The 17,872-nt window shown below is 75.8% G+C and carries 19 protein-coding genes; 9 read left to right on the top strand and 10 right to left on the bottom strand.

From position 1 onward, the window contains the following. The first annotated feature begins 39 nt into the window (after positions 1-39). A complete protein-coding gene (locus ABZ444_RS29315) occupies positions 40-984 on the top strand; it encodes a LysR family transcriptional regulator (protein ID WP_358003507.1) in 945 nt (314 codons plus the stop codon). A gap of 15 nt (positions 985-999) precedes the next feature. Here ABZ444_RS29315 and ABZ444_RS29310 read toward each other — a convergent pair whose 3' ends face one another. After that, the gene (locus tag ABZ444_RS29310; protein ID WP_358003504.1) at positions 1,000-1,353 is read right to left on the bottom strand and encodes a hypothetical protein; all 354 of its coding nucleotides are present in this window, start codon (positions 1,351-1,353) and stop codon (positions 1,000-1,002) included. A 239-nt stretch (positions 1,354-1,592) separates the two neighbouring features. Between ABZ444_RS29310 and ABZ444_RS29305 the strand changes: the two genes are divergently transcribed. The 3 genes from ABZ444_RS29305 to ABZ444_RS29295 all read left to right on the top strand — a co-directional run bounded on the left by ABZ444_RS29305 (position 1,593) and on the right by ABZ444_RS29295 (position 4,163). Next, on the top strand, positions 1,593-2,195 hold the full coding sequence (locus ABZ444_RS29305; protein WP_358003501.1) for a cadmium resistance transporter: 603 nt from the start codon (positions 1,593-1,595) through the stop codon (positions 2,193-2,195). A 119-nt stretch (positions 2,196-2,314) separates the two neighbouring features. Beyond that, positions 2,315-2,968 (top strand): hypothetical protein, encoded by a 654-nt coding sequence (locus tag ABZ444_RS29300; RefSeq protein ID WP_358003498.1) that lies wholly within the window; start codon positions 2,315-2,317, stop codon positions 2,966-2,968. Positions 2,969-3,179: 211 nt separating this feature from the next. After that, positions 3,180-4,163 (top strand): winged helix-turn-helix domain-containing protein, encoded by a 984-nt coding sequence (locus ABZ444_RS29295; protein ID WP_358003495.1) that lies wholly within the window; start codon positions 3,180-3,182, stop codon positions 4,161-4,163. A 14-nt stretch (positions 4,164-4,177) separates the two neighbouring features. Here ABZ444_RS29295 and ABZ444_RS29290 read toward each other — a convergent pair whose 3' ends face one another. Then, on the bottom strand, positions 4,178-5,119 hold the full coding sequence (locus ABZ444_RS29290) for an AraC family transcriptional regulator (RefSeq protein WP_358003492.1): 942 nt from the start codon (positions 5,117-5,119) through the stop codon (positions 4,178-4,180). Between the two features lie 89 nt (positions 5,120-5,208). Between ABZ444_RS29290 and ABZ444_RS29285 the strand changes: the two genes are divergently transcribed. Next, positions 5,209-6,828, top strand: a complete 1,620-nt coding sequence (locus ABZ444_RS29285; protein ID WP_358003489.1) for a zinc-binding dehydrogenase — start codon at positions 5,209-5,211, stop codon at positions 6,826-6,828. Between the two features lie 10 nt (positions 6,829-6,838). Here ABZ444_RS29285 and ABZ444_RS29280 read toward each other — a convergent pair whose 3' ends face one another. The 4 genes from ABZ444_RS29280 to ABZ444_RS29265 form a co-directional block, all read right to left on the bottom strand. Then, on the bottom strand, positions 6,839-7,003 hold the full coding sequence (locus ABZ444_RS29280; protein WP_358003486.1) for a hypothetical protein: 165 nt from the start codon (positions 7,001-7,003) through the stop codon (positions 6,839-6,841). Positions 7,004-7,039: 36 nt separating this feature from the next. Further along, positions 7,040-8,164: a prolyl oligopeptidase family serine peptidase gene (locus ABZ444_RS29275; protein ID WP_358003483.1), complete on the bottom strand. Its 1,125-nt coding sequence runs from the start codon at positions 8,162-8,164 to the stop codon at positions 7,040-7,042. Positions 8,165-8,211: 47 nt separating this feature from the next. Next, the gene (locus ABZ444_RS29270; protein ID WP_358003480.1) at positions 8,212-8,706 is read right to left on the bottom strand and encodes a sigma-70 family RNA polymerase sigma factor; all 495 of its coding nucleotides are present in this window, start codon (positions 8,704-8,706) and stop codon (positions 8,212-8,214) included. A 90-nt stretch (positions 8,707-8,796) separates the two neighbouring features. Then, on the bottom strand, positions 8,797-9,744 hold the full coding sequence (locus ABZ444_RS29265; protein WP_358003477.1) for a MerR family transcriptional regulator: 948 nt from the start codon (positions 9,742-9,744) through the stop codon (positions 8,797-8,799). Between the two features lie 229 nt (positions 9,745-9,973). Here ABZ444_RS29265 and crtI (ABZ444_RS29260) point away from each other — a divergent pair, with 229 nt between their 5' ends. The 3 genes from crtI (ABZ444_RS29260) to ABZ444_RS29250 are packed head-to-tail and all read left to right on the top strand — an operon-like array spanning position 9,974 to position 13,295. Then, positions 9,974-11,428: a phytoene desaturase family protein gene (gene crtI, locus ABZ444_RS29260; protein WP_358003474.1), complete on the top strand. Its 1,455-nt coding sequence runs from the start codon at positions 9,974-9,976 to the stop codon at positions 11,426-11,428. Then, entirely contained in the window at positions 11,425-12,324 is a 900-nt protein-coding gene (locus tag ABZ444_RS29255) for a phytoene/squalene synthase family protein (protein WP_358003471.1), read from the top strand. The genes crtI (ABZ444_RS29260) and ABZ444_RS29255 overlap by 4 nt, the downstream gene beginning before the upstream one ends. Continuing rightward, positions 12,321-13,295 (top strand): phosphate acyltransferase PlsX, encoded by a 975-nt coding sequence (locus ABZ444_RS29250; protein WP_358003468.1) that lies wholly within the window; start codon positions 12,321-12,323, stop codon positions 13,293-13,295. Before ABZ444_RS29255 ends, ABZ444_RS29250 begins: the two co-directional genes overlap by 4 nt. Positions 13,296-13,300: 5 nt before the next feature. Here the strand turns inward: ABZ444_RS29250 and ABZ444_RS29245 are convergent, their stop codons facing one another. Continuing rightward, on the bottom strand, positions 13,301-14,008 hold the full coding sequence (locus tag ABZ444_RS29245) for a spheroidene monooxygenase (protein WP_358003466.1): 708 nt from the start codon (positions 14,006-14,008) through the stop codon (positions 13,301-13,303). Here ABZ444_RS29245 and ABZ444_RS29240 point away from each other — a divergent pair. Then, complete coding sequence (locus tag ABZ444_RS29240; RefSeq protein ID WP_358003463.1) at positions 13,980-14,585, top strand: glycerol-3-phosphate acyltransferase; 606 nt, start codon at positions 13,980-13,982, stop codon at positions 14,583-14,585. The genes ABZ444_RS29245 and ABZ444_RS29240 overlap by 29 nt on opposite strands. Here the strand turns inward: ABZ444_RS29240 and ABZ444_RS29235 are convergent. The 3 genes from ABZ444_RS29235 to ABZ444_RS29225 are packed head-to-tail and all read right to left on the bottom strand — an operon-like array spanning position 14,527 to position 17,844. Continuing rightward, on the bottom strand, positions 14,527-15,651 hold the full coding sequence (locus ABZ444_RS29235; RefSeq protein ID WP_358003460.1) for a glycosyltransferase family 2 protein: 1,125 nt from the start codon (positions 15,649-15,651) through the stop codon (positions 14,527-14,529). The two genes, ABZ444_RS29240 and ABZ444_RS29235, sit on opposite strands and share 59 nt — an antisense overlap. Before the next feature lie 58 nt (positions 15,652-15,709). Then, entirely contained in the window at positions 15,710-17,086 is a 1,377-nt protein-coding gene (gene crtI, locus ABZ444_RS29230; protein WP_358003457.1) for a phytoene desaturase family protein, read from the bottom strand. Then, the gene (locus tag ABZ444_RS29225) at positions 17,074-17,844 is read right to left on the bottom strand and encodes a carotenoid biosynthesis protein (protein ID WP_358003454.1); all 771 of its coding nucleotides are present in this window, start codon (positions 17,842-17,844) and stop codon (positions 17,074-17,076) included. Before ABZ444_RS29225 ends, crtI (ABZ444_RS29230) begins: the two co-directional genes overlap by 13 nt. Positions 17,845-17,872 lie beyond the last annotated feature (28 nt).

Here is a 17,872-nt window from a genome sequence, read left to right as displayed (position 1 = left end):
GATCCGCACAACCGATGGTTGTGTCCGTAAGGTGTGCGCATGGACCTCGACATCGTCCGGACCTTCGTCGCCGCCGCCGAGGCGGGGCAGTTCCAGGAGGCCGCCGCCGACCTGGCGGTCACCCAGCAGGCCGTCTCCAAGCGCATCGCCGCCCTGGAACGCGACCTCGGGGTGCGGCTGTTCACCCGCACCCCGCGCGGCACGAAGCTCACCATCGACGGGCAGGCGTTCCTGCCGCACGCCCGCGAGCTGCTGCGGGTCGCCGAGCGGGCGGTCGCGTCCGTACGGGCGGGCAGCCGTCCGCTGCGCGTCGACGTGCTGGCCTCGCGCGGCGTGGGGTCGGGCCTGATGCGCGGCTTCCATCACGCGTACCCCGGCATCGACCTCGACGTGGTGATGTTGTTCGACATCGACGCGGCCGTCTCCGCCATCCGGTCCGGCACGATCGACGCCTCCTTCCGCGCGGTCGCCGTGCCTGGCCGGCCCCTCCCCGAGGACGTCGAGTCCGCCTGGGTGGTCGACGAGGCCCTCCAGCTCCTCACCGGCCCCGCCCACGCGCTGGCCGGCGCCCGCTCGGTGACCCTCGCCCAGCTCGCCGGACACCGGATCTGGATGCCCGGCCTCACCCCCGGCACGGAGTGGACCGCCTTCTACGACGACCTGGTCGCCGAGTTCGGCCTCACCATCGAGGCGACCGGCCCCAACTTCGGCTCCGACGTGCTCCTCGACACCATCGCCGACACCCCGGCCCTGGCCACGTTCATGGGTGACCGGACCCGGCTCGTCTGGCCCGCGGGTCACGGGCTGCGCCGCATCCCGGTGACCGGCCCCACGCCCGTCTACCCGCACTCGCTCCTGTGGCACCGCGACAACCCGCACCCGGCGCTGGCCACCCTCCGCGCCCACCTCGCCGCCACGGCGGCCGAGCGCCAGGCCGGGACGTGGGCCCCGGCCTGGGCGGGAGGCGGCCGCCGGGCGGGCTGACCCGCCGGATCCCGGTCAGCCTTCCTGAGGGCCCTGGGTGACCCAGTAGTCCTGGAGCAGGGTGTTCTTGGGGCACCACTCCTCCGAGACGGACGTGCCTCCCACCATCGGCCCGGGGCGCTCCGGCTCGATCCCGCAGCGGATGTGGACCTGGTGCCAGTGCTGGTAGGTGCCGGGCGGGCAGACGGACCGCGCCCCGAACTGCTCGTACTTGATGAGGCCGCCGCCGACGCGGTGGACCTGCTCGCCCTGGCACGGGCCGTCCGCCGCCGCCCGCGGGTGGACGGCCGGCCCGGCGTGCGCCGGCCCGCCGGGCAGCGTCAGGACGGCGGCGAGGGCGGCGGCTGTGAGTGCGCCGCGTGCGCACATGGTGGTCTCCTTCGGTAGGGGCCGGCGGAAGCGGCCGACGCGCTCCGGGGCGCATCGGGCGTGCCCGCCCGACCGCGTCCGGTGGACGACAGCGAAGCCGTCCCGGCACGGTGTCCAACAGCACCTCGGCCGAACCCGGCCGGACCCGTCCGGTGCGGGACCCCGCATCGGCGGCTCCCCGGCCCGTCTGCGCCCCGATAGGGTCATCCGGGCATCTCCGGACAGAAGGACCCTTTCTGGTGAACCTGGGCATCGTCGGGCAGGCCGCGGGGCTGTTCGCCGTCACCAACATCGACGACATCCTGATCCTGGCGTTGTTCTTCGCCCAGGGCGCGGGCCGGCGGGGCGTCGCCGTGCGGATCGTGGCGGGCCAGTACCTGGGCTTCCTCGCCCTCGTGGCGGTGGCCGTGGCGGCGGGCTTCGGGGCGACCTTCCTTCCCGGGTCGCTGATCCCGTACCTGGGGCTGCTCCCCCTCGCCCTGGGCGTCAAGGCCGCCTGGCAGGCGTGGCGGAACCACCGCGACGGTGACGACGGCGAACCGGACGGCGAGCCGCCCGGCGGCCCGAGGACGCTGGAGGTCGCCGCGGTCACCTTCGCCAACGGCGGCGACAACATCGGCGTGTACGTGCCGGTCTTCGCCACCGCCGGACCGGCCGGCACCGGCGGGTACGTCGCCGTGTTCCTCGTGCTGGTCGGCGTGTGGTGCGCGGCCGGACGGTTCTTCGCCACCCGTCCCTTGGTGGCCCGCGCCCTGAGCCGGTGGGGGCACGTCCTGCTGCCCGTGGTGCTGATCGGCCTGGGCGTGCTCATCCTCGTCGAGGGCGGCGCCTTCGGCCGGTAGGTCCGGGAACTTCGGCGCGGCTCCGAACCATCGGCCGGGCGGGGGCGTCCAACAAGATCACGGCATCGGAAGGGGGTCCGGATGTTGATCCGCTCGGGCGGCGTCTCGGGGGCGCGGGCATGGTGAGGCGCGGACGCGCCGCCCGTCCGGCGCCGCGGATCGACGTGGCCCGGCTGCCCGAGGACGTCGTCGCGCTCGTCGACGCCCTCGAACCCGGCGAGAGCCTGGTCCTCACGCGTGACGGCGCGTCGATCGCGACGATCTCCAGTACCGTCGACGTGGTCCAGGGCGCCGTCGTGGACCGCGGGGCGCCGGACGAGCCCGACGATCCGCCGCCGGTCGGCCACGACGGCGTGACGGTCGTGGCCACCGCGATGGAGCTGTCGAACGCCGCCCGGGTCGCGCTGTCCGACCGGCTCGGGGCCGACTACGTGGTGCTCGACATGCACGCCGCCCCGGCGACGGCCGACGTGCTGCTGGTGCCCGCCGGCAGCCCGCAGCTGATCGCCGGACTGCGGTCGATGTTCCCGAAGGCCCGCGTGGTCGTCACCGAGATCGAGGACCCGGAGCTCGGGGTCCGGTACCACGGCCCGGTCCGGCGGCTGCTCGACGCAGGCGCGGACGCGTACCTGCCTCCGGCGACCGTCCCACTGCTGGCCAGGCAGCTCGACCATGTCCTGGGCCAGGGGCGCGAGCTCACCGGCGGGGCCACGGCACCGCCGCAGATCGCCCCGGCCCCGGCAGCGGATCGCGACCCGGAGGAGCCGGCCTAGCCCGGTGGCGGCTGGGACGGCGGGCCGAACATGGTGGCGGTGTCGACGGCGCCCGAGCTCGTACTGGGGGGGTTTGCCGTCGGCGCCGATGAGCGGCAGGCGGTCCGGGAGCCTGCTCGGGTCGACCGCACCCGTGTCGGTGACCCAGGACGGGCGCTCCCTCGCCGAGCGGACGATTGCTTGGAATGGATCATCAGGGGACGATTGGCGCATGCGTCTGAACTTCCAGGTGGGCGACCTCGCGGCCACCCGGTTCGTGGTCTCGCCCCTGACCCACGCGATCTTCGCGGCTTTCAGCGTCCATCATCCCGACCTGACCGAGAAGGGCTCGATCTGGCGTGACATCGCCAGGACCGTGCCGCGCCGGACGTTGCCGCTGCTCGACATACTCAACCGCGGCGCCTCCCGCGTCACCCTGCACGAGGGGCTGGTCACCTCAGAGGTCGCCCCGCCGATCGAGACCGCCGCGCTCTCCGACGAGCTCGACGCGCTCGCCGCCCTGGACACCCCGCCGGAGGAGCGGGAGTTCGGCGGCGACCTGTGGCGCTTCAGCGGGGTGCCGGGACGGCCCGACCTCGACATGGACCCGGCGCGGTTCCGCCGGGCCCTGGCCGACAGCATGTACGTGCTCTTCCACCGTTTCCTCGCCCCCGAATGGCCCGGCATGCGCCGCCGGCTCGAAGCCCGCCTGGCCGCCTACCAGGAGACGGTGGCGCGGATCGGGCTCGGCTCCGCGCTCAGCACCCTCAGCCCGCGGCTGTCCTGGGACGGCGGCGGCATGGTCGTCGCGGGCGGCCCGCCGATGACGGTCGATCTGGGCGGACGCGGCCTGCTGCTCCATCCGATCTCCGGCGCCTCGCCCCGCTACCTGGGCATCGCCACCACCCGGGACCGGCGCAGCTCGGTGCTCACGGTCCCGATCCCCGACGGCGACCGCCAGGTGCTGCCGTCCCCCGCCTTCGACACGCTCGCCGCGCTGGTCGGGCGGGCGCGGGCGCGGGTGATGCGGGCCATCGGCGGACACGGCTGCCGTACGGACGAACTGGCCGGGCGGCTCAGGGTCAGCGCCTCCACCGCCTCCGAGCACGTCACCGTGCTGCGCAACGCCGGGCTGATCGCCACCCGTCGCAACGGCCAGGCCGTCCACCACCACCTGACCGCCCTCGGCGCCCGCCTGCTGGAGGCCAACGGCTGACCCCGCGGACGGGCTCACCCGCTCCCGAGGGGCGGGCAGCCGACGCGGCGGTACTTGCCGGGGGGCATGCCGTACTCGCGTTTGAAGGCGTTGGCGAAGGCGAACTCCGAGCCGTAGCCGACCGCGGCGGCGACCGTGCTCAGCGCGGCGTCGGAGTCGCGCAGCATGCGCGCGGCCGTGCTCAGCCGCCACCAGGTCAGGTAGGTCAGCGGTGGCCGGCCGACGAACTGGGTGAAGCGGCGGGAGAAGGCCGCGCGCGACAGCCGGGCGCGGTGACCGAGCGACTCGACCGTCCAGGGGTGGGCGGGATCGCGGTGGATGCCGTCGAGCGCGGCGCCGACGGCCGGGTCGGCCAGCGCGGCGGCCCAGTTGCCCGCCTCGCAGTGGTCGGCCGAGGCGTCGAACCAGGCACGCAGGATGTACAGCAGCAGCATGTCCAGCAGCGCCGGGACCACCAGGTCGGCGCCCGGCCGCGGGTCGTCGATCTCCTTGCCGAGCAGCTCGACGGCGGCACGCAGGTCGGTGTTGCGGCCCAGCCCGGTGGGCAGGTGGATCATCTCGGGCAACCCGCCGAGCAGCGGATGCGCCCGGCCGGCGTCGAGCCGGTAGCCGCCGCAGAGCGTCACGGTGACGGGCCTGGCGCCCTCCATCGAGGCCGAGGCGAACAGCTCGGCCGGGGCGTAGGGGTCGCAGTCGGGCTCCGGGAGGGGCCTGTCGGGCGAGTCGGCCAGCCCGTAGCCCTGGCCGTGGGGGAAGAACAGCACGTCGCCCGTGCCGACCGGGAACGGCTCGCCCTCCGGTGGGATCGCCCAGCACGAGCCGCGCAGCACCACCTGGAAACCCGCCGACCCGGGCACCGACGGGAAGCGCTGCCCCCACGGCGCCGGCCACTCGACCCGCGCCGAGCGCGGCACGCCGATGCGCATGGAGGCGACCACGTCGCTCAGTACGTCCATGGCGGGAGTCTAGTGTGGAAGACGATCGCGTATTAAAGCAGCACGCGTACTCATTGGACGCATCGTGCAGGGCTCCTAGGGTTGACGACATGACAAGAGTCCTGGTCAGCGGGGCGACCGGCACGATCGGCCGTCCGCTGGTGAAGCAGTTGAAGGAGGCGGGCGCCGACGTCCGCGCGGTGACGAGGGAGCTGACCGACCCGGCCGCGCTGGCGTCCGCTCTCGACGGGGTGGACGCGGTGTTCCTGCTGTGGCCGTTCGCCTCGGCGGAGGGGGCCCGCGAGGTGCTGGAGCTGATCGGCGCCCGGCGGGTGGTCTACCTGTCCTCGGCCGCCGCGCGTCCGCACGAGGTCGAGATCGAGCGCCTGATCGCCGGGACCGCCCGGGAGTGGACGGTGCTGCGCCCGCACGCGTTCGCGGCCAACGCCCTGCGATGGGCCGGGCAGGTCCGGGCGGGCGTCGTGCGGCAGCCGTCCGGCGCGGCGGTCTTCTCCCCCGTCCACGAGCGGGACGTCGCGGCCGTCGCGGTGCGCGCGCTGCTCGACGGAGGGCACCACGGCGCGATTCACACGCTGACCGGACCGCGGCCGCTGACCCAGCGGGAGCAGGCGCGGATGATCGGCGAGGCGATCGGCCGGCCGGTGCGGTGGGCGGAGGAGCCTCCCGAGGAGGCCAGGCGGCGGCTGCTCGGCCTGGGCCGGCCCGCCTCCGCCGTGGACGGCATGCTGCGCGCACTCGCCGAGCCGGGCCCGTCCACCCGGACCGTGGAGGAGGTCACCGGGGTGCCCGCGAGCGACTTCGGGACGTGGGCGAGCGAGCACGCCGCGGACTTCCTCGGCACCATGCGGGCCGCCCGCGTGCACGAGTACGGCGACGCCTCGGTGATCAGGGTGGAGGAGGCGCCGGTGCCGCGGCCCGGACCGGGCGAGGTGCTCATCGAGGTGGCCGCCACGTCGTTCAACCCCTCGGAGGTGGCGCTGCGCGCGGGCCTGCTGCGGGACGTGTTCGGCGGCACCCTGCCGCACACCCTCGGCTGGGACGTCGCGGGCACCGTGCTCACCGGGGCGGGCGACCTCGTCCCCGGCGACCGGGTGATCGGGCTCATCGACGGCGCGGCGGCCGAGTACGCGGTCGCGAAGGCGAGCGTGCTGGCCAGGGCGCCGCGGCGGATCCCGCTGACGGCCGCGGCCGCCGTGCCGGTGGCCGGGCTCACCGCCTGGCAGGCGGTCTTCGAGCACGCCCGCATCGGCCCCGGCAGCCGGGTGCTGATCAACGGCGCGGGCGGCGGCGTCGGGCTGTTCGCCGTGCAACTGGCCAAGCACGCGGGCGCGTACGTGGTGGCCACCGCCGGGCCGCGCAGCGCCGCCGCCGTCCGGGCGCTGGGCGCGGACGAGGTCGTGGACTACACCGCCGGCCCCTTGCCGGGCGGCAACGACGTGCTGATCAACCTGGTGGCCGACGTGCCCGCCGCGGTGACGGAGCTGGCCGAGGAGTTCGTCTCGATCACCCGGCCGATCGACCATCCGCGCGCCGTCCGGTTCGTGGCCCGCAACGACCCGGGGCAGCTCGCCGAGCTCGTGGCGCTGATCGACAAGGGCGCGGTGGACGTCGAGGCGGCCGTCCGCCCGCTGGAGGCGCTGGCCGACGTGCACCGCGAGGCCGAGCGCGGACTCGTCCGCGGCAAGGTCACGCTGAAGGTGGCCGGATGATCCGGACCGGTCACACCCTCGCCGCCGCGCCCAGCAGCCCCAGGGAGCCGCCGAGCCCGAGGCCGCCGCCGACGCCCATCACCACACCGGACAGGACGAACCGCTCGGCCGGCGATCTCCGGCACCACTTCGCCCGCGCGGCGTGCCGCCGACCGCGTACCGCAGGGACTTCCACGAGACCCGCGCGTGAACCGGCGTCCCGCCCGGGGGCTCAGGTCGGGGAGGCGTCCGGGGAGAGGAAGTCGCGGACGAGGCGGTCGTAGCGGGCGCGGTCGACGTTCCACGCCTCCGTGTGCCCGCCCCGTTCGAACGGCTCGAACCGGATCTCCCACCCCAGCCGCCTGCCCGCGGCCACGAGACCGTACGCCTCCTGGATCGGGTGCTCGGTGTCGGGAACGGTGTGGATCAGCAGCAGCGGCGGCCGCACCCGCGGCGGACGCCGGATCAGGCTGAGCCGGTCCGGATCGACCCCGGTACGCCACCGGACGACCTGGTTCGACAGCCCGGCCATGAAGGCGGGCAGGTGGTGGTTCCTGACGCCCTGTTCGGCGGTCATGCCGACGTCGATCATGGGGGCGTCCATGACGACCCGGTCGACCAGGGCCGCCAGCGGCGACCGGTCCAGGAACTGCCCGACCACCTGGCCGCCCATCGAGGTGCCGTACAGGACGAACCGCCGTGCCCCCATGGTCCGCGCGTGGCGCAGGGCGGCCTCCAGGTCGCGCCACTCCGAGTCGCCCAGGTGCAGCAGCCCGTCGGGGGAGGCGGGCGCGCCCTGGTCGTTGCGGTAGCTGATGTCCAGGAAGGGCAGCCGCAGCCCGTGCACGACGGGCAGGACCTTCAGCTCCGCCTTGCGCCGCCCGTTCTGGCCGTGGACGGCGACGACCCAGGTGTCGCCCTCGCCGGGCACGTACCAGGCCGGCGCGGGCCCCAGCTCGGTGGGCACCATGATCTCGGTGTAGCCGATCCCCCAGGCCACCTCGGGATCGCCGGGCGGCACGTTGCCGAACCAGCCGGGCGTGCCCACCGAGGGGACGTGGCCGCGCAGCACCTTGCGCGTCACCCGGTCCCCCGCGCCGGGGACGACGTCCCCGAGCATGGCGTACGAGCCGGTCCACTCCAGCCAGTACGTGCCCGGCTTGCCGGTCTCCGGTGTCCGCGTGAGCGTCACCAGGTCGCCCCGCACGGCCAGGACCTCGGTGTTGCCCGTGCCGTAGCGGACGACGCCGATCGACTGCTCGCTGCCGAACCAGGCCCCGGCCCCCGTCGCCCCCACCAGGACGACGACGATCGCCAGACCTGCGATCCACAGCCGCCTCTTCACCAGTGCTCGCATGTATACACAGTAAACTATGGAGGTTTACGGCGTATACATCGTCCGGCTCAGGCCGTTCCGGCCAGGAGGTCCGAGAGGCGGTGCAGCCCGCGCGAGATGCGGGCCTTGACGGTGCCGATGGGCACGCGCAGATGGTCGGCGATCTCCCGCTGGGTCAGGTCGGCGAAGTAGGCCAGCTCGATGGCCTGCCTCTGGGCGTCCGACAGCTCGGCGAGGGCCCGGTCGATCTGGTCGCGGTCACCGAGCGCGTCGGGCGCCGGCCGGGCGCGTCCCGGCAGATCGCCCGCCTCCTGCAGCGGCACGGTCAGCAACCGCCGCACCCGCAGATGGTCGACGGCGCGGCGGTGGGCGATGGCGAAGACCCACGCGGCCTGGCTGCGCCCGGGGTCGTACCGCCGGCGCGAACGCCAGACGTCGGCGAAGACCACCTGCAGCAGGTCCTCCACCTCCTGGGCGGGCACGAACCGGCGCAGGTAGGAGCGCACGGCGGGAGCGTGCGTGCGGTAGCACTCGCCGAGCGCTTCCTCGTCACTGGTGTCCATGCGCCTGCCCCTCACCGCAAAAACCTATTCAAAACTTATTCATACCGAGGCGCGGCAGGCGGTCACAAGCTCATCGGGGGAAAGGGCGGCTCAAATCAGGGTCGACATGACGCATGCGACGGCGTCGGGCAGCGTCGACACCCGGACGACACCCGCCGGGGTCCGGCCCTGCCAGCCGTGGCCGCCGATGACGACCCGGCAGGCGGGACGCACCTGGGGCAGGGCCGCGAGAGGGGCGGTCTCGCCGGTCTCCGCCCGCTGCGACCAGACGAACACGGCCGCGGGACCGAGCCGGCGCATCGCGTGCGCCAGTGCCGTGTAGGGGGTGCGGGCGCCGAGCACGCGGGTCTGCACGCCGCGTTCGGCGAGCGCGGCGGCCAGGGCGTGCACCGGAAGGCTGTGCTGCTCCTCCTCGGCGCAGGCCAGGAGCACCGGCCGGTCCGCCCGCGGCGGAACGTCGCCGGCGAGCCGGTGCAGCGCCGCCTGGAGGTGGCCGGACAGCAGGTGCTCGGCGTCGATACCGGACCCGGCCGCGTCCTGGCCCCGGCAGACGGCGTCGAGCGCGGGCAGGAAGAGGTGCTCCCACGTCCACACCACGCCCTGCGCGGCCAGCGTCTCCTCGACCAGGGCGGCGACGGCGCGGCCGTCGAGCATGACGGCGGCGCGGGCCAGCGCGGCGACGACCTTCGGAGGCGCCGGCCGCCCGCCGGGAGATTGCGCCGTCCGCCGGCCGCCGGAGGGAACGGGCGTCGTCCGCGTGCCGGAGGGCGGCGCGGCAGGGGTGTCGGGCAGCGAGAGGGCGAGCCTGGCGGCCTCGGCCGGCACCAGACCGGTGGCGATCAGGCGCTTCATCTCGGCCAGCCGCCGCACGTCGGCGGCGCCGTAGCGGCGGTGGCCCCCGGGGCTGCGGCGGCTGGGGCCCAGGCCGTAACGCAGGTTCCAGGTGCGCAACGTCGGCGCGGGGATGCCGAGGCGCCGGGAGACGGCTCCGATGCCGAACCCCGCGTCCCCCTCGCTGACCGGTGTGTCCTCGTCCATGGTGTTCCCGCTGCCGCTCGACGTGTCCGACTATCTTTTCGCGGTCGAGGGGGTCCTTGGGCGCATGGCGGGGCGCGTCCGGCTTGATCCCGTTGCCCGGTGACGTGCAACCGGGCGCGCTCCCGGCACGAAAGCTGTTCATAGCGACAGAAGGAGCTGCGTGCATGGACACGGTGACCTCGCAGGCCGGGCACGTGCGTGGGCCGGCCGACCGGCCGGAGGCCGCCCGATGAGCCCGGTGGTCGTCGTCGGGGCCGGGCTGGGCGGGCTGGCCGCGGCCGTCCACCTGGCGGCCGCCGGCCGTCAGGTCACCGTGGTCGAGGCCCTCGACGAGCCCGGGGGCTGCTGCGGCACCGCCCGCCTCGGGCCGTTCCGCTTCGACACCGGCCCCTCGGTGCTGACCATGCCGGGCGTGCTCGCCGAGGTCTTCGGCGCGGCCGGGCAGGAGTTGCGGCACTGGCTGCCGTTGCGCCGCCTGGACCCGTCCTACCGGATGGTCTTCGACGACGGGTCGCGGCTGGACGTCCTGCCCGAGCGCGAGGCGATGGCCGAGCAGGTGCGGACGGTGTGCGGGCCCGCCGAGGCGGCGCGCTACGACCGCTACCGCGCGCTGCTCGACGCGCTGTTCCGGGTGGAGTGGCCGGCGTTCATCGACGCGGACGTGAGCCGGCTGCGCGCCCTGGCCCGGCCGGCCGCGCTGCTGCGGCTGGCCAGGCTGGGCGGCTTCCGGCGGCTGGACCGCCTGGCCGCCCGCCACCTGCGCGACCCCCGGCTGATCAAGGCCCACACCTTCCAGTCCCTGTACGTGGGGCTCGCGCCGCAGCGCGCGCTCGGCATCTACGCCGTCATCGCCCACATGGACACCGTCGGCGGCGTGTACTTCCCGCGGCGCGGCGGCATGCACGCCATCCCCTCGGCCATGGCGGCCCTGCTGGCGAAGCTGGGCGCCGACATCCGCTACGGCGCCCGCGCCGACAAGGTCGAGACGGACTCCGACGGCGTCACCGGGGTGCTGCTGGCGGGCGGCGAGCGGCTCGCGGCGCGGCAGGTGGTCGTGGCCTGCGACCGCCTGGCCGCCCGGCGGCTGCTGCCCGGCCCGGCGGCCGACTGGCGGTTGCGCCGCCCCCACCACTCCCCCTCCTGCCTGGTGCTGCACGTGGGCCTGGACCGTCCCCTGGACGGCCAGGCCCACCACACCCTGCATTTCGGACGAGCCTGGCGGGAGACCTTCACGGCGCTGGCGGCGGGCCGCCCGCAACCCGATCCCAGCCTGCTGATCACCCATCCCGAGCCGGACGGCGAGGCGGCGCCGCCCGGCAGGGCCACGCTCAGCGTCCTGGAACCCGCCCCCAACCTGCGGACCGCCGACTGGGGCCGGTTGCGGCCGGAGCTGGAGACGCGGCTGCTCGGCCGCCTGGCCGCGCTCGGCCACGGCGACCTGTCCGGCGCGCCCCGGCTGGTCCTCGACCCGCCCGCCTGGGCGGCGCGCGGGCACAGCGCGGGCACCCCGTTCGCGCTGGACCACCGCTTCACCCAGACGGCGTGGCTGCGGCCCTCGGCCGTCGCCCGGCGGGTGCCGGGACTGCACTTCGCCGGCATGTACACCGCGCCCGGCGTCGGGATCCCTCCGGTGCTGATCTCCGGCCGGCTCGCCGCCGAACGCATCCTGAAGGAGGCCCGTTGACGCTCACCGCCAGCTACGAACGCTGCCGACAACTCCACGCCCGCTACGGCCGCTCCTACTACCTGGCCACGCGCCTGCTGCCCCAGTGGAAACGCCGGCACGTGCACGCCCTGTACGGCTTCGCCCGCTACGCCGACGAGATCGTCGACTCCTTCACCATGACCGGCGACCGCGCCCGCGCGCTCGACGAGCTGGCCGCCAAGGTCGAGGCGGGGCTGGCCGGGGCGGCGACCGGCGATCCGATGCTGCCCGCGTTCCTGCACACCGTGCACTCCTTCGGCATCGACCACGGCGACGTCCGCGCCTTCCTCGCCTCGATGCGCGCCGACCTGTCCGTGCGACGGTACGCGACCTACGACGACCTGCTGGGGTACATGTCGGGATCGGCCGCCGCGATCGGCACGATGATGCTGCCGGTGCTGGAGCCGGCGCCCGGCCACGAGGAGCGGGCCCGCGAGCCGGCCCGCCAGCTCGGCCTGGCCTTCCAGCTCACCAACTTCCTGCGCGACGTCGCCGAGGACTTCGCCCGCGGCCGGGTCTACCTGCCGATGGAGGACCTGGACAAGTTCGGCGTCGTGCCCGGCATGCTGGGCGAGCGGCGGACCCGGCGGGCGGTGCGCGACCTGCTGGCCTTCGAGGCCGGGCGGGCCCGCGAGCACTACCGGGCCGCCGGCGAGGGCATCGGCCTGCTCGTCGCCTCCTCGCGGCCGTGCGTGCGCGCCGCCTTCGAGCTGTACGGCGGCATCCTCACCGAGATCGAGCGCCGCGGCTTCGACGTCCTGGCCGGGCGGGTGCGCGTGCCGCGCCGGCGCAAGGCCGCCGTCTTCGCCCGGCACCTGCTGGCCTCCGCCGGGTCGGGCCGGGCCGAGCGGCGCGTCCGCGTGGAGCTGCCGTGACCGGCGCGGTCCCCGTGGTCCTGGACGCGATGGGCGGCGACCACGGGCCCGCCGAGGTGGTCGCGGGGGCGGTGCTGGCCTGCCGCGAGCACGGCGTGCCCGTCGTCCTGGCGGGCCCGGCGCCGCGGCTGGGCGAGGAACTGCGGCGGCACGGCGCCGCGGGCGAGATCGCGGTGGTCCACGCCGCGGACGCCGTGCCCATGACCGAGCGGGGAGCGGGCGCGACCGCGCTGGCCGCCTCCAGCCTGGCGATCGGCTGCGACCTGGTCGGACGGGGCGAGGGCGGGGCGCTGGTGTCGGCCGGGTCCACCGGCGCGGTGGTCGCGTGCGCGGTGCGCGGCATCGGCCGGGCGACCGGCGTGCTGCGGCCCGCGCTAGCCGTGGCGCTCCCGTCGCTGCCGGGCGGGGCGAGCGTGCTGGTGGACGCCGGCGCGATCACCGATCCGAGCCCCGCCATGCTGGCCCAGTTCGCGCTGCTCGGCGTGGAGTACGCGCGGGCCGTGCTCGGCGTGGCCGACCCGGTGGTGGGGCTGCTGTCGATCGCGGCGGAGCCGGGCAAGGGCAACCGGCTGGCCCGGCAGGCCGAAGAGCTGCTGAGCGAGCTGCCGGTGCGCTTCCACGGGCCGGTCGAGGGGCACGACGTCCTGGCCGGCACGGTGGACGTGATCGTCACCGACGGCTTCACCGGCAACGTCGTGCTCAAGAACGTCGAAGGCTGCGTGCGCACATCGCTGACCATGGTGGCCGACGCCGGCATCGCCGCCCCCGACCGGCTCGCCGAGGTGGCCCGCCGCTACGACCCGCAGACGCACGGCGGCGCCGTCCTGCTCGGCCTGCGCGGCACCGTCGTGGTCGCGCACGGCTCCTCGCGGGCGGCCACGATCGCCCGCGCCTGCGTGGTGGCCCGCACGCTGGCGCAGCGGGACCCGGCGGCCGGGATCGCGACGACCGGTGTCCCGGCGGCGGGATGAGGGGGTCAGCTCAGCGGGTCGCGCCCGTCCCAATGGCCCTCGCTGGCATAGGGGACGAAGCGGGCGAACAGCTCTTCGGCGTACCAGTCACGGGCTCGTACCCGCTCGACGACCCGCCGGTGGGCCTGCCCCCGGTAGGCGAAGTCCCGTACGGCCCGCCGGTCGCGCCACAGCGAGAAGGTGGCCTGCCGGGCGAGCGGCCACTCCCCCATGCCGACCGAGGCCAGGCAGCCGTCCTGCCGCCGCAGCAGCTCCTCGACCGGCGGGACCGACCGGTAGAAGGCGACCAGCCGGCCGGGCCGGATGGACGCCCTGGTGAGCACCGCCACCGGGCCGGGCCCGCCGTCGTCGCAGGCCGTCACGCCGCCGAACGGGTCACGGCCGCCCCACGCGCCGCGCGAGGCGAGCGGGGCCAGCCGGGTCTGCCAGTACTCCGCGGACTGCGCCCGCCAGCGGGCGGCGATCGGCGAGTCGCGCAGGAACTCCTCCAGGTCGCTCTCCCGCCGCCAGACGGCGAACAGCGCCCAGCGCCGCAGGTCGGCGCCCAGCGACATCGAGCGTCCCCTGCCGGTGCCGAGCAGCCGCCAGAAACGCGGGCCCCCGGGGCGGCGCAGCAGCGGCCGGTCGAAGGCCATGTGCTTCATCGCCCCCCTGCCGCCGTACCGGACGAGGTGGAACGACGCGATGGTTGAGGTGCTCGTCTCGGTCGTCATCGGCTACCTGCTGGGGTCGGTGCCGGTCGCGGTCCTGGCGGCGCGGGCGCACGGCGTCGATCCGCGCGACGTCGGTGACCGCAACCCGGGGTACTGGAACGTCAAGGAGCAGCTCGGGCGGTGGGCGGGCGTCCCGGTGTTCGTCGGCGACACGCTGAAGGGCGCTCTGGCCGCCCTGGCGGGGCTGCTGGCCGGCGGCGGCCACACCGCCGCCTTCGGCGTGGTGTCGGGGGCGAGCGTGGCGCCGGTGTACCTGGCGGTGGCCGCGGCCATGGCGGGGCACGCGTGGCCGCTGTTCGCCGGCTTCCGGGGCGGCCGGTGCGTGCTCACCTTCGCCGGCGGGGTCGCGGTCATCTGCCCGCCGGCGTTCGGGCTGGCCGTGGCGGCGCTGACGCTGGCGGCGCTGGCGACGCGGTCGTTCGCGGCGGGCGCGCGCCTGGCGGTGTTCGGGGTGCCGCTGCTGCAGCTGCTGTTCATGCCGGCCGAGCTGGTGGCGGCCACCGGCGGGCTGATGTGCCTCATCGGGCTGCGCTTCGGGCAGGCCGCGCTGGCCGGCCGCCGCTCGCCCCACCGCTGACGTCGCCGTAGGTGCGTCCGCGCCATCTGCGCACCGGCCGTACGGTGGCCTGTGTCAGGCGGAACGCGGCCGCCGGGTCCAGCAGCGGCGACAGCAGCAGCCCCGCCCCGGGCCGCCGGTAGCTGCCGCGCAACGCGGCCGTCAGGGACACCCGCAGCCCCAGCAGCGCCAGGTCCAGGCCGGTCGGCCGGCCCGCGGCCAGCCGCAGCACGGGCAGCGCCGCGGTCAGCCAGATGACCGCCAGGTCGGCCGCCTGCCAGCCGGGGCCGGTCACGTCGCCCAACGGCAGCGAACGGCCCCACTCCCGCCACAGCTCGCCCGCCGAGTCGTGCATGTCGACCTCCAGCAGGCCGCCGGCGTCCAGGAAGCCCACCGACCAGCCCTGGGCGGCCAGGCGGCGGGCCAGGGCCACGTCGTCGGTCATCCGGTCGCGCACGAGCGCGAAGCCGTCCGCCCCGGTCATCCGGGACCGCCGGAAGGCCATGCACTGGCCGTTGGCGATCGCCCGGTGCGGCGGCGGCGGGCTCGGCGGGCCGACGGGGCCGAAGCGGTAGACCAGTGTCGCCAGCATCGAGGCGTGCAGCGCCTGCTCCAGCGCGCCGTCGCAGACGAAGCGGGGGCCGACGCTGACCAGGTCGTAGCGGTCCAGGGCCGCGGCCAGGGCCCCGAACAGGCCGGGCGCGGGCCGGACGTCGGCGTCCAGGGTGACCACCACGCCGGCGCGGGCGGCGGCCACCCCTTGCCGCAGCGCCCACTGCTTGCCGACCCAGCCGGGCGGCAGCGGATCGGCGGTGACGACGGTGGCGCCCAGCGAGGCCGCCAGCTTCGCCGTGCCGTCCCGGGAGCCGTCGTCCACGACGATCACCTCGCGCACGCCGGGGGCGGCCAGTGCGGCGCGCAGGCACGGGCCGATCCTGGCCGCCTCGTCGCGGGCGGGGACCACCACGGAGACCGGCTCCCCCGCGACCGGACGGGGCCGCAGCGCGGGCAGCCGCCGCCGTCCCCGCGCGAGCCGGGCCGCCACGACGGCCGCCGCCACGCCCTGCGCGACCGTGAGCACCCTCATCGCGGGCCGCACCCGAAGTCCTGGGACACCAGGCCCGCGACGATCCGGGCGCCCAGCGTCACCATCGGCAGGCCCCCGCCGGGGTGGGCCGACCCGCCCACCAGGTACAGCCCGCGTCTCGGCCCCCGGTTGCCCGGCCGGGCGAAGGACGCCAGCCTGCCCCGGTAGGCGCTGCCGTAGATCGCGCCGCCCCAGGAGCCGTACCGATCCCGCAGGCCGCGGGGGTGAAGACGTCGACGAAGCGCAACCGGCCGGCCAGGTCGCAGCCGCGCCCGGCGAGCCGCTCCAGCACCAGGTCCCGGTACGCCTCGACCCCGATCCCCCACCGGGACGGATCACGGGCGGGCACGTTCACCAGCATCGTCCAGTTCTCCGCCCCGGCCGGGGCCTGGGAGGCGTCGTCCACCGCCGAGCAGCCGACGTAGATCGTCGGGTCGAGGGGCGGACGCCCCCGGTCGAAGATGTCGGCGAACTCGCGCTCGTAGTCGGCCGAGAACAGCACCGAATGGTGTGGCAGCCCCGGCGTGCGGCCCTCCACCCCGGCCAGCAGCAGGAAGGCCGAGGACGAGGTCCCGAGCCGGGCGATCCGCCGCAACCGCCGCCGGTCCGGCGACAGGCGGCCGTACAGGGCGGCGGCGTCGGTGCCGGCCACGACGACGTCGGCCCGCACCCGGCGCCCGCTCGCCAGCCGTACCCCGGTGACCTTGGACGCGTCGGCCTCGACGGCGGCGACGGGCTCGGACAGGAAGATCTCCACCCCGGCGGCCTTCAGCAGCAGCGCCAGGTCGTCGGCCAGCCGGGCCAGACCGCCGGGCGCGTACCAGACGCCCTGCCCGTGCTCCAGCGCCGGGACGCAGCCCAGCGCCGCCGGCGCCCGGTACGGGCTCGATCCGGCGTACGTGGCGTAGCGGCCGACGTACTGCCGGAGGCGGGGGTCGCGGAAGTGGCGCCGCGCCAGCCCGGCCAGAGTGCGGGCGGGGGCCACCGCGGTCAGGTCCGACAGCCGCGGCCTCCCCTGCCGCCGGATCGGCGGCCCGGCGAACACGGTCCGCTCCGCCGCCCGCAGGCAGCCCTGCGCCCAGTGGTGGAAGGCCGTCCAGGCCCGCCCCTCGCCCGGCGCCAGCCGCTCCACCTCGGCGGCCATCCGCGCCGGATCGCGGTGGGCGTCCAGGACCGTGCCGTCGGCGAAGCGGTACCGGCACAGCAGCGCGGGCTCGACCAGCTCGCGGTCCAGCCCCAGCTCGCGCAGCACGCGCGGCATGGTGAGCAGCGACGGGCCGAGGGAGAAGGTGAAACCGTCACGGCGATGCTCGGCCAGCTTGCCGCCCAGCCGCGGCAACCGCTCGTACAGCCGCACCTGGTGGCCCTGGCGGGCCAGCAGCAGCGCGCACGCCATGCCGCCCATGCCGCCGCCGATCACCGTCACCTCGGCCATGACCGCCTCCAGGCCGGCGCGGCGAACGCGCCCATCGTGATCCCTCCGGCGGCGGCGACCAGCAGGTCGGGCGGCTGGAACACCGCCGCGAAGCCCACCGTCTCCATCACCGCCATGACCGTGTACAGCCCCAGCAGCCCGCGCGCCGGGGCGGTGGCCCGGACGATCCGCCCGACGACCACCATGACCAGCGCCGACACCAGCAGCCAGCCGGCGAAGTTGCTCAGCGGCACGCCGCGGTAGAAGCCCTCCCGCGCCCACGTCCACAGGCCGAGCCGGACCATCTGGGGGTCGAGGAACAGGTCCCACGCCGTCAGCGCGCCCGCGCCCGCGCACACCCGGGCCACCCCGCCGGACGGCACGACCGCGACCGCCACCGCGTGGGCCGCCAGCCCCATGCCGCCCCACGCCAGCACCACCACCACGGGGACCCCGGCCACCTGCGGCCACAGCGCGTCGCTGTAGCTGTAGGAGCCGAACGGGAACCCGGTCAGCAGCCCCGCCAGCTCGGCCGCGTACCCGGTCAGCGCCGCTCCGGCGAAGGCGGCCGCCGCCCTGGCCGCGCCCCAGGCGTCCGCGGCGAAGGCCAGGGCGCACGCCGCCAGCAGCACGACGATCACTCCGGTGAGCCGTTCGGGCCGCGCGGCCAGCCCGGACGCCACCTGGCAGGCCATCATGGCCAGCACCGACAGCACGCCGAGCGCGCGTCCCGGCCGCAGGGCCGCGCCCGTCACCTGCCGGCCTGGTGTGCGTTCCACATACCTGTGTTTCGCACGTGCCGCCCGC

The sequence above is a fragment of the Nonomuraea sp. NPDC005730 genome, assembly GCF_040630865.1.
Classification (GTDB): Bacteria; Actinomycetota; Actinomycetes; order Streptosporangiales; family Streptosporangiaceae; genus Nonomuraea.
Note: the sequence above shows the minus strand (reverse complement) of the source record. Positions and strands in the feature narration are given on the sequence as shown.